Below are 15535 nucleotides of genomic sequence, written 5' to 3' on the forward strand. Positions count from 1 at the left end.
TATCTTTAATAAACCTTAAACCTTAAACCTTAAACCTTGAATCTAAATATTATGACAGAAAAGGAAAAATGCGAGGCCGGACTTCTGTACAATGCCAACTATGATGAGCAGCTGATCGGTGAACGTATGGCATGCAAAGATCTGTGCCTGGAGTACAATCAGCTGAAAAATTCGGATACGCAGAACAGAAACGGATTGATTAAAAGAATTCTCGGAAGCACAAAAGAAAATATTTGTATCGAACCTAATTTCTGGTGCGATTACGGCTACAATATTGAAGTGGGAGAGAATTTTTATGCCAATCATAATCTCACTGTTTTAGACTGTGCAAAAGTGAAATTCGGGGACAATGTTTTTATCGGTCCGAATTGCAGTTTTTATACCGCAGGCCATCCGCTGGATGCAAAACAGCGAAATGAAGGGCTGGAATATGCCCATCCGATCACAGTAGGAGATAATGTATGGCTGGGAGGTAATGTAGTGGTTCTGCCCGGGGTTTCTATCGGGAATAATACGGTGATAGGAGCGGGAAGTGTTGTTACTAAAGATATTCCTGATCATGTTGTCGCTGTGGGAAATCCATGTAAGATTATTAAAAATATCGATTAAACTGGGAAGACGAATTGCATCCGTTACAATAAAAAAATCCCGAAACGAAAAAGTTCCGGGATTGTATATCTGAATAGCTTTTCAATAATTAAGCTAATTTCTGAGAATCTGCTACAAACTGAGCCAATCCGCTGTCTGTTAAAGGATGCTTCAACAAGCTCAAGATCGGAGGAAGTGGAGAGGTGATCACATCTGCCCCGATTTTAGCACAGTCGATGATGTGCATAGAGTGACGGATAGATGCTGCCAGAATCTCAGTCTCATACATATAGTTATCAAAAATTAATCTGATTTCCTGGATAAGGTTTAATCCGTCAGTTGAAATATCATCTAATCTTCCCAAGAAAGGAGAAACATAAGTAGCTCCTGCTTTAGCGGCTAAAAGAGCCTGTCCTGCAGAGAAAATAAGCGTACAGTTTGTTTTGATCCCTTTATCGGAAAAATATTTTAAAGCTTTGATTCCGTCTTTGATCATCGGGATCTTTACCACGATATTCGGGTGAATGGCGGCCAATTCATCACCTTCCTTAATCATTTCTTCATATGTAGTGGAAAGTACTTCAGCAGAAATATCTCCGTCTACAAGTTCACAGATCGTTTTGTAGTGATTTTTGATCGCTTCGTTCCCCTGGATTCCTTCTTTTGCCATTAATGAAGGATTGGTAGTTACCCCATCTAAAATTCCAAGGTCTCTTGCTTCTTTGATCTGCTCTAAATTGGCTGTGTCAATAAAAAATTTCATTTCGTTCGATAGATTTATTCCTGCAAAGATAATGATTCCCTTTGTGAGTGGAAAATTTTAATTTTGGTAGAAGTTAGAAGTTAGAAGTTAGAAGTTAGAAGTTAGAAGTTACCCGAATCTCACAACCTCGCATCAAATAACTCATTCACTATAAAATATTATCTTTGTTAAACATGAAAAACAGCAGTTTTACAGCCGTACTTGAAATTATCGGTATCAATCCTTTTGTTTTTGTTCCTGAAGAGATCTTAACTGAAATTTTCAAGGCCGCAGGGAAGGATAAAAGCCCTGTTCCCGTAAAAGGAACGGTAAACGGTAAAGAATTCAGACAGAACCTGATGAAATATTTAGGGGAATGGAGACTGTATGTAAATCTTTTAATGCTAAAAAATTCTCCCAAAAGAATAGGAGAAATGATTGAAGTTTTTATTGAATTTGATGATTCAGACCGGACAATTTCTATTCATCCCAAACTGGATGCAGCTATTAAAGGAAGTGCTGTAGCCACCCGCAATTTTGAAAACCTGATCCCGTCCAGGAAACATGAACTGATCCGGTATATCAACAATCTGAAAACTGATGCCAGCATCGATAGGAATATCGAAAAGATCATCCGGCATCTCCATGGAGAAACGGATTTCTTCGGTAAGAAAATTGATTAAAATAAGTTGTTGAGAATTAAAGCCGATAGGGAAAAATAAAATCCGGAAAATATTTTCCGGATTTATTTTTTATGAATTTAAAGCTTTGCTAAGTTTTAGAGCGTCCTGATTGGTAGGATCATATTCTAGAGATTTAGCAATATGTTCTTTTGCTTTGTTAGGGTCACTTTTCTGTTCTGTAAAGGCAAGATAAAAATAAGCATACGCCAGATTTTTCTTATTTTGCTCTACTTCTGCAGGTTTTACAGTGGCAATATACTTTTCATAAGCAATTTTGGCATTGGCATCATCTTTAGCAGACTGATAGGCATAGGCCTGGCTGTAATAAGACGGAGCCCAGTCCGGTAGTAAAACAGATATTTTTTTCCATGTTTCAACCGCATTTGTCCAGTCTGAAGCTTCCTGATAAGCTGTCGCTAGCTTTGAAAGTGCTTCCGTATCTTTTGGGTTGGCTTCAATCTGCTTCTTAAGACCGTCAATAGTTGAATTGCTTCCTGCCTGCGCTGTAGCAGCCGTATTTGTTGTATTATTTGCACTGTCCACTTTAGTAGTCTGTGCATTGACAAGGCTTGCAGTTCCGGCAAGTATTAACCCTAAAAACAAATTTTTGATATTAATTTTACTCATTTTCATAATCTTACATTTTTTAAAACTGAATTCTAAAATTCAATAATAATTCCACAAAAAATTAAATTTTAGAGCCTTTAAGTTTTTTTAGAGAATATTAACGGATAAACTATTTTTTTTAGCTTAATTTTTGATTCGTCAGGGATTGAGTTTATCTTTGTAATTGAACCGTTTTTAATAATCACTATAATTTCCCAGTATGAATATCATATTAGCGTCTACTTCCACAATTTTCGGAGGAGAATATTTAGAATACTTAAGAGAAGAATTAATTGAACTATATAAAGGAGTTGATGAAATCATCTTCATTCCTTTTGCCAGGCCCGGCGGAATTTCCCATGACGATTATACAGCAAAGGCACGTTCTTTCTTTGAAACCATCAACATTAAAGTAAAAGGTCTTCACGAATTTGAAAATAAAACAGAAGCTTTACATCATGCACAGGGATATTTTACAGGGGGAGGGAACACTTTTTTACTGGTAAAAACACTGCATGAGGAAGGCCTGATGTCTGTTCTGAAGAAAAATGTTGAAAGCGGAAAAGCCTATCTGGGATGCAGTGCCGGAAGCAATATCGGAGGTCAGAATATGAAAACCACGAATGATATGCCTATTGTTTATCCGCCAAGTTTCGACTGTATGGGACTTGTTCCGTTCAATCTCAATCCACATTATCTGGACCCAAACCCTGATTTAAAGCATAACGGAGAAACAAGGGAAACCAGGATCAGAGAATTCCTGACGCAGAATGACACGAAAGTAATCGGGCTTCGTGAAGGAAACTGGATCCGGAGAACTGGAGATAAAATCACAGTAGAAGGCAGCGAAATGACAAGAATCTTTGAGAAAGATAAAGAACCTTATGAAATAGAGGCGGGAAGTATACTTTAAGCTGTCAAAAACAAGCTCTTATTTTTATTATATTTGATCAGGAATTGAATAATGGACGCTTCGTGAATTATATTCCGGGAAGCGTGACTATAAAGTTTAGATTTATAAAAGCCTTGCAATGAAAAAAACACTTGCAGTTCTTATACTGTCGGTTCAGGTACTGTCTGCCCAGAATATTGCGCAGAAACTGGATAAAGCCACCAAAGATCTTATGGAATCTTCGGGAGCTGTTTCGTCCGGCTTATCATTTTATGTTACCGATGAAAACGGAACATTTATTTACGAATATCAGGGTAATAAAGGCCTGTCAACAGCTTCTACGCAGAAAATTTTCACTGCAGGAGCTGCTCTTGAAACATTGGGGGAAAATTACACCTATAAAACAACAGCAGGTTATTCCGGAAGTTTGTCTGCCGGGATTGTGAACGGAGATTTCATTATCAGTTCAAACGGTGACCCCACTTTAGGAAGCTGGAGGTATGAAGCTTACAAACCTGAAAATTTTAAAAAGAAACTCATTGATGCTCTTAAAAGCTCAGGAATCACAAAGATCTCGGGCAATCTGATAATTGATGATTCCTATTTTGACCATCAGACGATTCCGGGAGGTTGGCCCTGGGATGATCTCGGCAACTATTACGGTGCAGGAATCTGGGGAACCAACTGGAGAGAAAATCAGTTTGATATCAATATTAACGGGACAGAGTTTAAAGGCTTTTCCTATCCGCTTGAAAATGTAAAATGGCTGAATGACCTGAAGACAGGCGGAAGTTCTGATCAGAGTCTGATTTTTACTGCACCACATTCTGAGGTAGCATTAATCAACGGTACACTGCCAGCTGGAAAAACAGTTACGGTTTCCGGTGCTGTTCCCAATCCGCCAATGCAGCTGGGAGCAGAAGTACAGCAATGGCTTAAAGAGTCAGGCATTGAACTCTCCGGAAAAATAACCACCAGCTCACAGCTCGAACTGGAAGGAAAAGTGATGCCGGGAGCTCCCAAAAATATAATTTCCAGCTATGAGTCTCCAACTTTAGATAAAATAGTCTATTGGTTTCTTCGGAAAAGTGTCAACCTTTATGGGGAAGCTTTAATTAAAACTTTAGGAAAAGAAAAGAAAGGGAATTCCAGCTTTAAGAACGGAGTTGCCTACTTAAAAGACTTCTGGAAATCTAAAGGAATCAACCCGAATATGATCAATTTTGCTGATGGAAGCGGACTTTCGCCGCAAAATTATGTTGCTGCCAAAGCTGAAGTTCAGGCTTTGCTGTATGCAAAGAAACAGCCTTGGTTTGATGTTTATTACGACGGTTTCCCGGTTCAGGACGGAATAAAGATGAAAAGCGGAACAATGAGGGATACCAAATCTTTTGCAGGATATCATACAGCAAAAGACGGTAAAAAATATGTATTTTCAATCATCATTAATAACTATCAGGGAAGCGGAAGTACAGAACTGCAGAAAATTCTGAATGTCTTAAAATAAAAAACAGCTTGAGGAAATCCATACTTACCAGACTGAATAACTGGATTATATTTTTACTGATGACTTTAGTAGTTGTCACTATTGTGGTGGCCTCAACGATTCTTATTAACTTTCTCAGGAAAGAGGAAATCAAGCGCGTAGATATTCTGGTAAGTGCGCTGAAATTTCAGCAGGAAGTAACTCCCAGCCTGGAAGTTCAGGAACTGATTCTCAAAATATACAGTTCTAACAACACGATTCCAATGATTGTGCTGGATAGGGATGACCGGCCTATGGTTCATAAGAATATTCCGCAGGAAATAGAAAACGACCCTGTTCAGATCACTCTTCTGGCTAAAAAAATGGCGAAAAGCTATCCGCCTATTGAAATAAAAATACCTGATGGAAATAATCAGTTTGTTTATTATGATAACTCAAGGTTACTTAATGATTTGAGATATTCTCCTTTTATATTGGGCTTTTTTATTCTGTGCTATTTTCTGTTTTCATTCTGGTTTCTGCGAACAATTAAAAAAACGGATGAAGGTTATCTCTGGGCCGGGCTGGCCAAAGAAACGGCCCATCAGATCGGAACTCCTCTGTCGTCCATGATCGGCTGGATGGAAATTATGAAGCTGGATAATCCGGAGTCCGAAGGCATTTACGAGATCGAGAAAGATATTGAAAGGCTGAGGACTATTTCCGAGCGTTTTTCTAAAATAGGATCCGTTCCGGAACTCAATGACATGAATTTCAATGAGACCATTGTAGAGAATTACAATTACCTGAAAACAAGAATCTCCAAGAAAATAAATTTCAGTCTCCATCTTCCAACATATACTATTCTTGTTCCCCACAACAAAATCCTGATGAGCTGGGTCATTGAAAACCTGGTAAAAAATGCTGTAGATGCCATGAAAGGAGAAGGTACATTGGATATGTACATTTTTGAGAGAAATAAAAATATCCTGATCGAAGTGAAAGATTCCGGAAGCGGAATGACAAAACAGCAGGCAAGAAATGCTTTTAAACCAGGTTATTCAACTAAGAAAAGAGGTTGGGGACTGGGGCTTTCACTGGCTAGAAGGGTTATTCACGAATATCATAACGGAGATATTAAAATTTCCCAAACTGAAGTAGGAAAGGGCACTACATTCAGAATAACAATAAGGAAAGCGTAAATCACAAGCTTTATTGCCGAAATAAGCCAGTTCCAAACCAGTCTTTATTAATTCCTTTTATGTTCGAATTTTCAAATTTATTCTATTTCCAAAAAAGAATTAGAACGGATTTTCAGTGTTTTTATAGTATAAAAAAAAGTTAAACCCCTTTTGATGTGAGCCGGTTTCAGTAAATAATAAATAGATTTGCACTTCTTCCGGATACAAATTGATTCCAATTATTCCACTCCAATCTATATTTTTGATTAACAATTAAATACTATAAAAAATTATGAAGAAAAGTGTTAAGGCTTTTACGGCGTTGTTTTTATTCCTGGCTAATTTTTTTTATGCACAGGTACGCGATTTTGTTATTGAACCGCCTTTAAATTCAAAACTCTATCTGTATAAAACATTTGGGGTTTTTGGAGGTAAAGAATACTCAACCAACGCACTTTATCTGATCACGAAAAAAGGAGTTGTCCTGTTTGATGTTCCGTGGCAGAAAACCCAGTATCAAAGCCTTATGGATACCATAAAAAAGCGCCATAACTTACCGGTAATTGCTGTATTTGCAACGCATTCACATGCTGACAGGGCCGGAGATCTGAGCTTTTACAATAATAAAGGAATCAAAACTTATGCTACTGCTAAAACCAACGAATTATTGAAAAAAGAAGGCAAAGCAACTTCAAATAATTTAATAAAAACCGGAAAGAAATATAAAATAGGAGGAGAAGAATTTATTGTAGATTTCCTGGGTGAAGGCCACACGGCAGATAATGTAGTGGTATGGTTTCCAAAATATAATGTTCTGGATGGCGGCTGCCTGGTGAAAAGCAGTTCTGCTGTTGATCTTGGCTATACCGGAGAAGCCAATATACAGCAATGGCCGTTGACGATGAAAAACCTGCAGGCTAAATATCCTTCCAGTGCCAAGGTCATTCCCGGCCACGATGAATGGAAAGGCAATGATCATGTAAAACATACTCTTGAACTTTTGCATAAGCAAAGTACTCCATAAAGAATACAGAAAAAGCGGGAAATTTTCCCGCTTTTTTATGATCTGTTGTTTAAATTTTCTATTACTTTTTTCCGGTCAGCCACTGATTCTGCAGTTTCTGTTCTGCCGGGGTAGGATTTGCTTTGTACTGCAATGTTTCTATGGTCATTTTGTCTAAAATAGCTTTCCCTTTAAGATCTATCTTGTCGGTTTTGCCGCCGTTTTTTCTGAGAATAGTAACAGTAACATCCTGTCCTTCCTTGATTGTTTTGGTATATCCTATAAATTCCTGCATTTTCTGAATATCGATTGTTTTTCCATCCAGCGCAACAATTTCGTCAGTGATCTTAAATCCTACACTCTTAGCAAAAGGTGATAATGCAGAGCTTTCGTCAAATACAAAAGTATTATTTTTGTCATTATAGCCTGTTTGGTTGGGATCTTTGATGAACCAGAAAAGCGGAGGTGTATCCTGCTTTTTGGCTTCTACGCCTACCATATTCAGATATTCGGCATAAGGTGTCGGCTGGTTTCCTGCGATATATTTATTGTAAAAATCCTTTACCTGCGGGTAGCCGGTTACTGTTACCAATTCATCAATCAACTTGTCATCCTTGAACGGTTTGTTCTCTCCGAATCTCTGAGACAGCTTTCTGATCATATCACGATAACCCATTTCTCCGTTAGATAGTTTTCTCAGTTCAATATCCAGACACATAGTCAGCAATGTTCCTTTTTCATAAACATTTCTGTACTGATCTTTATATTCATCTTTCAGAACATTTTTACTCATGACTGTAAACGGCATCGTATCGTCATAATTCTTTGAATTGGTAATCTTCTCATTGATTCTCTGAAGAAACTCATTCTTATTGATCAGTCCTTCCTGAATCTGGAAAAGATTGGCAAAATATTCCGTACCTCCTTCATACATCCATAAATGCTGCGACATTTTAGGATCTGCATAATCGAAATAATGAATCTCTTCAGAATGTGTTTTCAAAGGATTAACAGTATGGAAAAATTCATGGGAAACAACATCTGTAATTGTTTTGTCGATTGCTTCTTTAGGCATCATTTCAGGAAGTACAACACTGGTTGACTCGTGATGTTCCAATGCCCCGAAACCTTTAATCTGCGGTCCCTCGCCTCCCGAAAGGTAAAGCATGATCGCATATTTTTTATTGGTATTCATGTCTCCCAGGAATTTCTTCTGAGCCAGTACCATTTTTTCAAGATTGTCTTTAAAGTCTGCAGCCTTATATTTTCCGGTAGGAGAATAAACACCCAGCACCAGATCCATTCCTCCTGCATTGAAGGTAATATAATCCGGCTTCGTATACATGAGCGGAGAATCCGTCACTTTAGCATAATTGGCCAGTGTAAACGTATCTGTAGCATCAGATTTATCCTGATCCACCAGAGCTGTTGTTCCATAGAAGCCCGCAGGTTTCTGAACGATAAGCTGATACGGAACATCCTGCATATTGTCGATATACCCAATAAAGCCATGGGTGTTGATCATATATATTTTTCCTTCCTCGATATCGGTTCCTGACGGAGAAAACACAGCTTTATGCTTTGAATTGTCCATTTCATCATCAAAACTGTCATTCACCAGGTAGGTTACTTTGCTTAATGCCTTCGCATTTTTTAAAGAATACGTATTGTCATTAACTTTAGTATAGGTCAATTCTTTTCCTTTGTTATCATAAAATTTGATCCCTTCCACAAATCTCCCGTAATCATCTACAGAGTATGTACCGGGAACGGTTTTGGGGAAATGAAACTTGATATCTCCGGATTTCATTTTCGGAAATTCCATAGTAACGGCTACCTTGTCGTCTTTTACATTCACAAGATCAATCGTTGTTTTTATAGACTGGGCATTAGCCAAAAAAGCGGCGAAAAGGCCTAGGCTGATTGCTGTTTTTCTCATTAGGTTTAAATTTTATAGTTAAATAGTAGTTTATTTGATCATTTTGTTACGGAATACAATATTAAACTTTTCTTAAAGTTTTAAAAGAACTTTACTTATTTTGAAAATTTGCAGGAAACTTCCAGAGCTGAAATAAAAAAAGGCAAACCCGTACTGTAACGATTTTGCCTTTTGTTCTTTGTTTTATTTACTGAACCTGATTATAATTGATATAATAGTTCTTGTTAAATTCTACCGGTGTAGCCTTTTTAAGTTTTACCGTCTGCCAGTTTTCGGTAGGATTAATGGTCTGGTCACCGTTAATAATGATGGGAAGTTTAAGATCTTTAACCCCATCTGTGTACCGGAACTTTAAAGAATCGCCGTTTTGGGAATACTCAAGATTAGGAATTTTTACTGTTCTTAAATATTGATTGAAGATACTTGAAAGATCAATTCCTGATTGAGAAGACATATAATCTTCAATCTGCTTGGTGGTTACTGTCTGATGGTAGAAGTCTTTACCCAGACCTCTTAAAATCTGCCTGAATTTTTCATCATTATTGATCACCTGCCGTATAGTATGAAGCATGTTGGCTCCTTTCGGATACATATCGCCACTTCCTTCATTTCTCACACCATATTTTCCGATAATCGGAACGTCATTCTCTATGTTGTTACGGACGCCTATAGCATAGATGTCTGCCGATTTTTTATCCATATATTTTTCTACGAAAAGAACCTCGGAATACATGGTGAAACTCTCATGGATCCACATATCTGCCTGGTCTTTTGCCGTAATATTATTGGCAAACCATTCATGGCCGCTTTCATGAATGATGATATAATCCCATTGAAGACCTACACCTGTTCCGGAAAGGTCTTTACCCCGGTAACCGTTTTGATAGTCATTTCCATAAGCTACATTGCTCTGGTGTTCCATACCGAGATAAGGAGAATCAACCAGTTTGTAAGAATCTTCGTAGAAAGGATACGGTCCGAACCAGTATTCAAATGCAGAAAGCATCGGTTTTACCTGTTGGAACTGTTTTTTTGCTTTTTCAAGATTGTAGTTCAATACCCAGTAATCGAGGTCAAGTTTTCCTTTCTCACCATTAAACGTATCTTTAAAATTGACGTATTTACCAATATTCGGAATGATAGAATAGGCATTGATCGGATTCTTCACTTCCCAGGTATAAGCTGTTTTGCTGCCTTCCGTTTTTTTGTTGATCAGTCTTCCGTTGCCAACTCCTACAAGATCATTGGGAGTAATGATCTTCATAATGATACCGTTTTCAGGTTCATCACTCCAGATATCCTTTGTCGGAAGCCATATGGAGGCTCCGATTCCTTCGTCGGCAACGCTCATCCACGGATTTCCATTTTCGTCTTTAGTGAAGACCCAGCCTCCGTCCCAGGGTGCATTTTTTGCAATCGTTGGTTTTCCGGAATAGGTTACATCAATAGTATATTTTTCACCCTTTTTGAATTTCTTTTTGGCCGTGACGAAAATAAAGTCACCATCCTGCTTATAGCTGGCAATAGGAAAATTACCCTCTAGCTTATCTGCTTTCATCGGATTCTGCAAATCGATCTGGAAAACAGGGTCGGAAATGTCTTTGGTAATCTCAAAGCTGATTTTGTTATATCCTTTGATGCTTTTCTGTGCAAAATCCGGTTCTACAGAAAGGTCATATTTTTTGACATCCCAAAAATTTCTGAACTGAGTATCAGAACCTTTCAGTGTATCCTGTTTTGTGAAGACTTTATCTTTCTCAAAGAACTGCCCGAAAACAAGTCCTGAAGCAAATAAAAGTGTATAGGTCAGCTTTTTCATTAAAATTAAATTAAGTTCAATCAAAAATAGAAAAATTAATGGCAATAATTTAGGTTTATTCTACTTATTGAAATAGATTATCCAAAACAAACCACTTATGTATATCCAGAATAGGGAAAAAATAATATGAATAATCGTTTCAAAAGATTTTCCTTTCCATAATTTTGAGGAATATCCGAAAAATTGAATGAATAACCGGATGCTCCAGAAGACTGCAAATCCAAGGGCTATTTTTTTACCCAGGCCGGTATCTGTTAACTCGTGTGGAGAGGTGATGCAGAGTAAACCCATAAGAAATACCGTTAAGGCAATAAATAAAGTATGCACCCACATCATTTGCCGGTTCATAAGGCTCAGTGACTGGAGTTCTTTTTCCCAGTTAAAATGTTTAGGGAAAATAACATGTACAAATGCTAAAACAATAAGAAGCATTCCGGTTATTTGTAAATGAAGTTCCATTTTATTTAATGACTAAGGAGTACAGATAAAGATTGACATGAAAGGAGTAAACTTTACCTCATTGAATGACGCAAAACCGGCACTGCTAAAAGCATTCTTCCATACAGCTTTTGAGAAAAAATGTGTAAAACCGATTGAAAAAGCTAAAAAATTAGGGAAATCTCTCAGGTGTTCTACCATAATTATCTTTCCATCGGTCTTGCATAAGCGCCGACATTCTTTCAGGAACAGGATTTTTTCCTCGTTTGATCTTATTTCATGTACAGCAGAAAGCAGAAAAACAATATCAGCCGATTGATCAGGCAAAGGGATTGAATTGGACTGCATCTGCTGGGTGTCAGGATATACCATACTTACTTTCCGGGCTCTTACTATAGCCGGTTCTGTATGTCGTTTCGGGTCATAAAAATCAAACACTTTTAAACCGGCTTGTGGAAAGTTGTCTTTAATAATGTAGCTCGTTTCATCAAAACCGGCATTGATGTTTAAAATCTGCTGTACTTTTGATTCATCAATTGAACAGTTTTCCAGCCATTGGAAATTATAATATCCTGAAAAATCATAAACATAAGCTGACACAATTAATGGCATGATAAGTCCATAAAGAAAGGCAGCCATGATAAGCCAATATATAAGATCTGACCATTCAGATATTTGATGACTCATCGTAATTAAGGCTAAAATCCCTATTCCTATGATATAAAAATGGCGGTTAAAGCTTAAAATATTTAAGACGCCTTGAAATTTTCTTCTTTTTGTTTCCATGATTCAGTTTTTCCTTTTTTCCAGTAGTATGGAATATTTTTAATGATAAAAGCATTGGCTAAAATGGGATTTTCCAGTTTCAGCGTATCTAAAAATCCGAAATTATAATCGATGACCTTCACCGGTGCAGGAGTCCAGTTTTGTCTTACGCCTTCTATAATAAGAACTTCCTGAGTTTCTTTATTGCAGGTAAAAGTAAAAGGTAATGGTCCCGCAAACCTTCTTGCTTCTTTCCAGTCTGCAAATGGCGACTGAGGAGGCAGCGATATATTTTCTTCTTTTTTGCTGATGCGGACTTTAAATCCGGACTTCACAGACTGTATTTCTTTTGCATTTTTTGTTTGTGTCTGCCGAATGTCTGTCGTAGAATAATTGTAATGAGTAAACACATTACCCATGAATTCCATTTTCTTTTTATCTGTTTCAGATTTAAGAATATACAATCCGCGTAATCTTTTTCCGGTATTGCTCCTGTATCTTACAAATACCCGGTAGCCGATCAGGAAAAAATCATTTCCCATCAATTTTGGAAAGCCTTTTGGACGTAAATCTTTTGTCTGAACCATTGCTGCTGCTACAAAAGCCCATTGATCCTGAAAAATGTCGAGTTCCAGACATTCCGGAATAAGATGCTGCAGCTGTTCTTTAGGTACTGCAAAGGTCAGAACAAGAGAACTTTCGAAAAAAGCTTCAACAGCGAACGGATGGTTTTTTAAAAAGTCAAACATGATGATTTAGTTTTTTTGGATTCAAATGAAACTCATTAAAATAAATAAGCAGGATAAAGAGAAAAGCAAATAATGAATTAAATTTACCCCAAAGCAGTAAATCGGGAGCCAATATAAATTCAAGCAGATTCATCGCAGCAATAATTACGATTTGTGTAATGGCATTTAACCTAGAATTAATGCCCGTAAAGATCCATATAGCCATCAGAATTTCTGAACATCCAATCAGTAGGGCTAGTGTTCTTGAATAATTACCACCTAAAATTCTTGTGACGATCTCTTCATGGCGCGGAACTAAGTTTAATACCTTACAGAAAAGGCCATTGATAATCCAGACTGCAGCAATTCCGTAATTTAATTTGTTATAAAGGCTTTTCATGGGATTAAGAATTTGTTTTATTTAAATCTTAGTTCAAAGGTAAATATATTTTTGAACTTTCAGTAATTATTGAAAATAAAATATCAAAAAAAACAACTCCTTTAGTGTAAAGAGTTGTTTGATAGTATTTTATATTTAATTTAATCTGTATTATTGAACAGTTGGCAGATTTCCAGCATTTTTCTGCACTTTTTTGTAAGTGAAAGAACACATGACAATACTGAATTCATACAGGATAAGCAACGGAAAAGCGGCCATCAGCATACTTAAAACATCTGCCGGCGTAATAATCGCGGCAACGACCATAATCAGAACAATAGCATGGCGGCGATAGGTTTTCATAAACATGGGAGTCAGAATTCCTATACTCGTAAGGAAATAGATAAGAATAGGGAACAGAAAAATAACTCCCATACCTAAAATTACCTGTAAAAAAAGTGTGGTATAATCACTTAAATCATACAAGGGGATGATAATATCGGAGATTTTAAAAATAACTCCGAAATTCACGGCGAACGGAAGAATTAAAAAATACCCGCATAAAACTCCTGTCATAAACAGGATCCATACGGCATTGATAATAAAGATAGAATTCTTCCTTTCTTTAGGATGAAGGGCAGGACCTATAAATCTCCATAATTCCCATACAATATAAGGAAAAGCACCTACCAGACCTCCGAAAACAGAAACAGCCATCATGACATTGAACTGCTGATAAAGCCGCTGTACACGAACCGGAAAATCTTTTGGAAGATGGATGCTGTCTTCCCCTAAAAGCATTCTTGAGAAATGGTTGACTACCCTGAAAGTTGGAAAATCATTCCGGGTCGGACCAAAAAAGATGTGGTCCATGATCCAGTTGATATTGAATCCTACAGCCACAGCTACAATTATAATAGCAATAATTGAGCGGACAAGGTGGCCTCTTAATTCTCCAATATGTCCCAAAAAGGACATTTCTTTTTTTTCGTCCATATACTAAGTCTCTCTAAAATAGCAAACCTGTAAAAGGTAAGCCGTTTAAGTCTGCGAAATTATGAAATAATAATCAGTATTTAGAATTATTGAATGTGATTTTGTCTAAGTTTATAAGGAAATACTTTTATGTTTGGTTTCAGAAAAGAACAGACGGTATTTTGTAGATACCGTCTGCTGATTTATTATGGGTTAATGAAAATAATTTTAAATAGATCAATTGATCCCTTCATCCAGCAATGTATGAAGATCAATGATTCCGAAATATGTTCCGTTTTCTGTGACAATAAGCTGGCCTATGTTGTTTTCTTTCAGGATTTTCATAGCCTCTTTGGCCAAAATATCCCTTTCGATGGTTTTAGGATGGGCAGACATGATGTCTTTTGCCTGAACTTTAGTGATATCATCCCCTTTCATCAGCATTCTTCTCAAATCTCCGTCGGTAATCACACCAATTATTTTTTCGTCCTGTGTTACCACCGTAATTCCATGGCTTGATGCACTGATTGAAATAATAACGTCTCTTACCGGTGCATTTCCCTCAACCTGAGGTTTCTGAGGGGATAAGAACTGGTCTACTTTTGAAACAAGATTCTTTCCCAAACTTCCTCCCGGGTGGAATTTAGCAAAATCATTTTCTCTGAAATCATTCAGCTCCATTAAAGCAACAGCCATAGCATCTCCAAGTGCCATCTGGATTGTGGTTGAGCTTGTCGGTGCCAGTTTATTAGGGCAGGCTTCCACATCTACGTGAGTATCCAGAACGATTTCGGAGAATTCAGCAAGCTTACTGTTCTTATTTCCTGTCATGCCGATCAGAGCAGAAGAATAATCTCTTAAATAAGGAACAAGATTAGCTATCTCCGGTGAATTCCCGGAATTTGAGATGCATAAAACCACATCCTGCTTCTGGATCACCCCAAGATCTCCGTGGATCGCTTCAGAAGCATGGAGGAACTGTGACGGAGTGCCTGTAGAATTTAATGTAGCAACAATTTTATTACCTACATGGGCAGATTTTCCGATTCCCACAACAATTAATTTCCCTTTTGCCGAATGAATAATCTCCACTGCTCTGGCAAAATCTTCACCTATCCTGTTCTTTAATTTTTCAAGTTCTGAAATTTCTATCTCTAAAGTGCTCTTTGCAATTGAAATAAGGTCGGCTCTTTCCATTTTATAATTTTAAGGTATACAAAAAATCCATTAAAAAACGTTATATTTAAAAAAGAATATTTAATATAAGTTTTATTTTTTATAAATTCGTTCGCTTTTATTTTAAGCAGAATTTTTATAACTTTGGGTTGGATG

General features: G+C 37.2%; 16 protein-coding genes. 6 read left to right on the forward strand and 10 right to left on the reverse strand.

Annotated elements, in window-relative coordinates:
* Nucleotides 1-51 precede the first annotated feature (51 nt).
* The gene (locus tag J4Q03_RS03720; RefSeq protein ID WP_426046862.1) at nt 52-609 is read left to right on the forward strand and encodes a sugar O-acetyltransferase; all 558 of its coding nucleotides are present in this window, start codon (nt 52-54) and stop codon (nt 607-609) included.
* An 88-nt stretch (nt 610-697) separates the two neighbouring features.
* Here J4Q03_RS03720 and fsa read toward each other — a convergent pair whose 3' ends face one another.
* Nucleotides 698-1351 (reverse strand): fructose-6-phosphate aldolase, encoded by a 654-nt coding sequence (fsa, locus tag J4Q03_RS03725; RefSeq protein ID WP_307209089.1) that lies wholly within the window; start codon nt 1349-1351, stop codon nt 698-700.
* A 173-nt stretch (nt 1352-1524) separates the two neighbouring features.
* Between fsa and J4Q03_RS03730 the strand changes: the two genes are divergently transcribed.
* On the forward strand, nt 1525-2013 hold the full coding sequence (locus J4Q03_RS03730) for a DUF1905 domain-containing protein (protein WP_426046863.1): 489 nt from the start codon (nt 1525-1527) through the stop codon (nt 2011-2013).
* A gap of 69 nt (nt 2014-2082) precedes the next feature.
* Here J4Q03_RS03730 and J4Q03_RS03735 read toward each other — a convergent pair whose 3' ends face one another.
* Nucleotides 2083-2646: a tetratricopeptide repeat protein gene (locus tag J4Q03_RS03735; RefSeq protein ID WP_426046864.1), complete on the reverse strand. Its 564-nt coding sequence runs from the start codon at nt 2644-2646 to the stop codon at nt 2083-2085.
* A gap of 193 nt (nt 2647-2839) precedes the next feature.
* On the opposite strand from J4Q03_RS03735, the gene pepE reads away from it, so the two are divergent.
* The 4 genes from pepE (at nt 2840) to blaIND (ending at nt 7181) form a co-directional block, all read left to right on the forward strand.
* Nucleotides 2840-3532: a dipeptidase PepE gene (gene pepE, locus J4Q03_RS03740; protein WP_426046865.1), complete on the forward strand. Its 693-nt coding sequence runs from the start codon at nt 2840-2842 to the stop codon at nt 3530-3532.
* Nucleotides 3533-3650: 118 nt separating this feature from the next.
* The gene (gene dacB / locus J4Q03_RS03745) at nt 3651-5018 is read left to right on the forward strand and encodes a D-alanyl-D-alanine carboxypeptidase/D-alanyl-D-alanine endopeptidase (RefSeq protein ID WP_426046866.1); all 1368 of its coding nucleotides are present in this window, start codon (nt 3651-3653) and stop codon (nt 5016-5018) included.
* 8 nt (nt 5019-5026) lie between these two features.
* Nucleotides 5027-6178 (forward strand): sensor histidine kinase, encoded by a 1152-nt coding sequence (locus J4Q03_RS03750; RefSeq protein ID WP_426046867.1) that lies wholly within the window; start codon nt 5027-5029, stop codon nt 6176-6178.
* A 271-nt stretch (nt 6179-6449) separates the two neighbouring features.
* Complete coding sequence (gene blaIND, locus J4Q03_RS03755; RefSeq protein WP_426046868.1) at nt 6450-7181, forward strand: IND family subclass B1 metallo-beta-lactamase; 732 nt, start codon at nt 6450-6452, stop codon at nt 7179-7181.
* Between the two features lie 61 nt (nt 7182-7242).
* Here the strand turns inward: blaIND and J4Q03_RS03760 are convergent, their stop codons facing one another.
* From J4Q03_RS03760 to J4Q03_RS03795, 8 genes are all read right to left on the reverse strand, one after another.
* Nucleotides 7243-9099 (reverse strand): PDZ domain-containing protein, encoded by a 1857-nt coding sequence (locus J4Q03_RS03760; RefSeq protein WP_426046869.1) that lies wholly within the window; start codon nt 9097-9099, stop codon nt 7243-7245.
* 187 nt (nt 9100-9286) lie between these two features.
* Entirely contained in the window at nt 9287-10918 is a 1632-nt protein-coding gene (locus tag J4Q03_RS03765) for a M1 family metallopeptidase (RefSeq protein ID WP_426046870.1), read from the reverse strand.
* A gap of 60 nt (nt 10919-10978) precedes the next feature.
* Complete coding sequence (locus J4Q03_RS03770; RefSeq protein WP_426046871.1) at nt 10979-11377, reverse strand: hypothetical protein; 399 nt, start codon at nt 11375-11377, stop codon at nt 10979-10981.
* 12 nt (nt 11378-11389) lie between these two features.
* Nucleotides 11390-12142, reverse strand: a complete 753-nt coding sequence (locus tag J4Q03_RS03775) for a class I SAM-dependent methyltransferase (protein WP_426046872.1) — start codon at nt 12140-12142, stop codon at nt 11390-11392.
* Nucleotides 12106-12870, reverse strand: a complete 765-nt coding sequence (locus tag J4Q03_RS03780) for a DUF2071 domain-containing protein (protein WP_426046873.1) — start codon at nt 12868-12870, stop codon at nt 12106-12108. Before J4Q03_RS03780 ends, J4Q03_RS03775 begins: the two co-directional genes overlap by 37 nt.
* The gene (locus tag J4Q03_RS03785; RefSeq protein WP_426046874.1) at nt 12863-13249 is read right to left on the reverse strand and encodes a DoxX-like family protein; all 387 of its coding nucleotides are present in this window, start codon (nt 13247-13249) and stop codon (nt 12863-12865) included. The genes J4Q03_RS03780 and J4Q03_RS03785 overlap by 8 nt, the downstream gene beginning before the upstream one ends.
* Nucleotides 13250-13399: 150 nt before the next feature.
* A complete protein-coding gene (tatC, locus tag J4Q03_RS03790; RefSeq protein WP_426046875.1) occupies nt 13400-14224 on the reverse strand; it encodes a twin-arginine translocase subunit TatC in 825 nt (274 codons plus the stop codon).
* A gap of 216 nt (nt 14225-14440) precedes the next feature.
* The gene (locus J4Q03_RS03795; RefSeq protein ID WP_426046876.1) at nt 14441-15400 is read right to left on the reverse strand and encodes a KpsF/GutQ family sugar-phosphate isomerase; all 960 of its coding nucleotides are present in this window, start codon (nt 15398-15400) and stop codon (nt 14441-14443) included.
* Between the last annotated feature and the right edge of the window lie 135 nt (nt 15401-15535).

Origin of the sequence: Chryseobacterium sp. NFX27 (genome assembly GCF_049887855.1) — a bacterium.
Classification (GTDB): domain Bacteria; phylum Bacteroidota; class Bacteroidia; order Flavobacteriales; family Weeksellaceae; genus Chryseobacterium.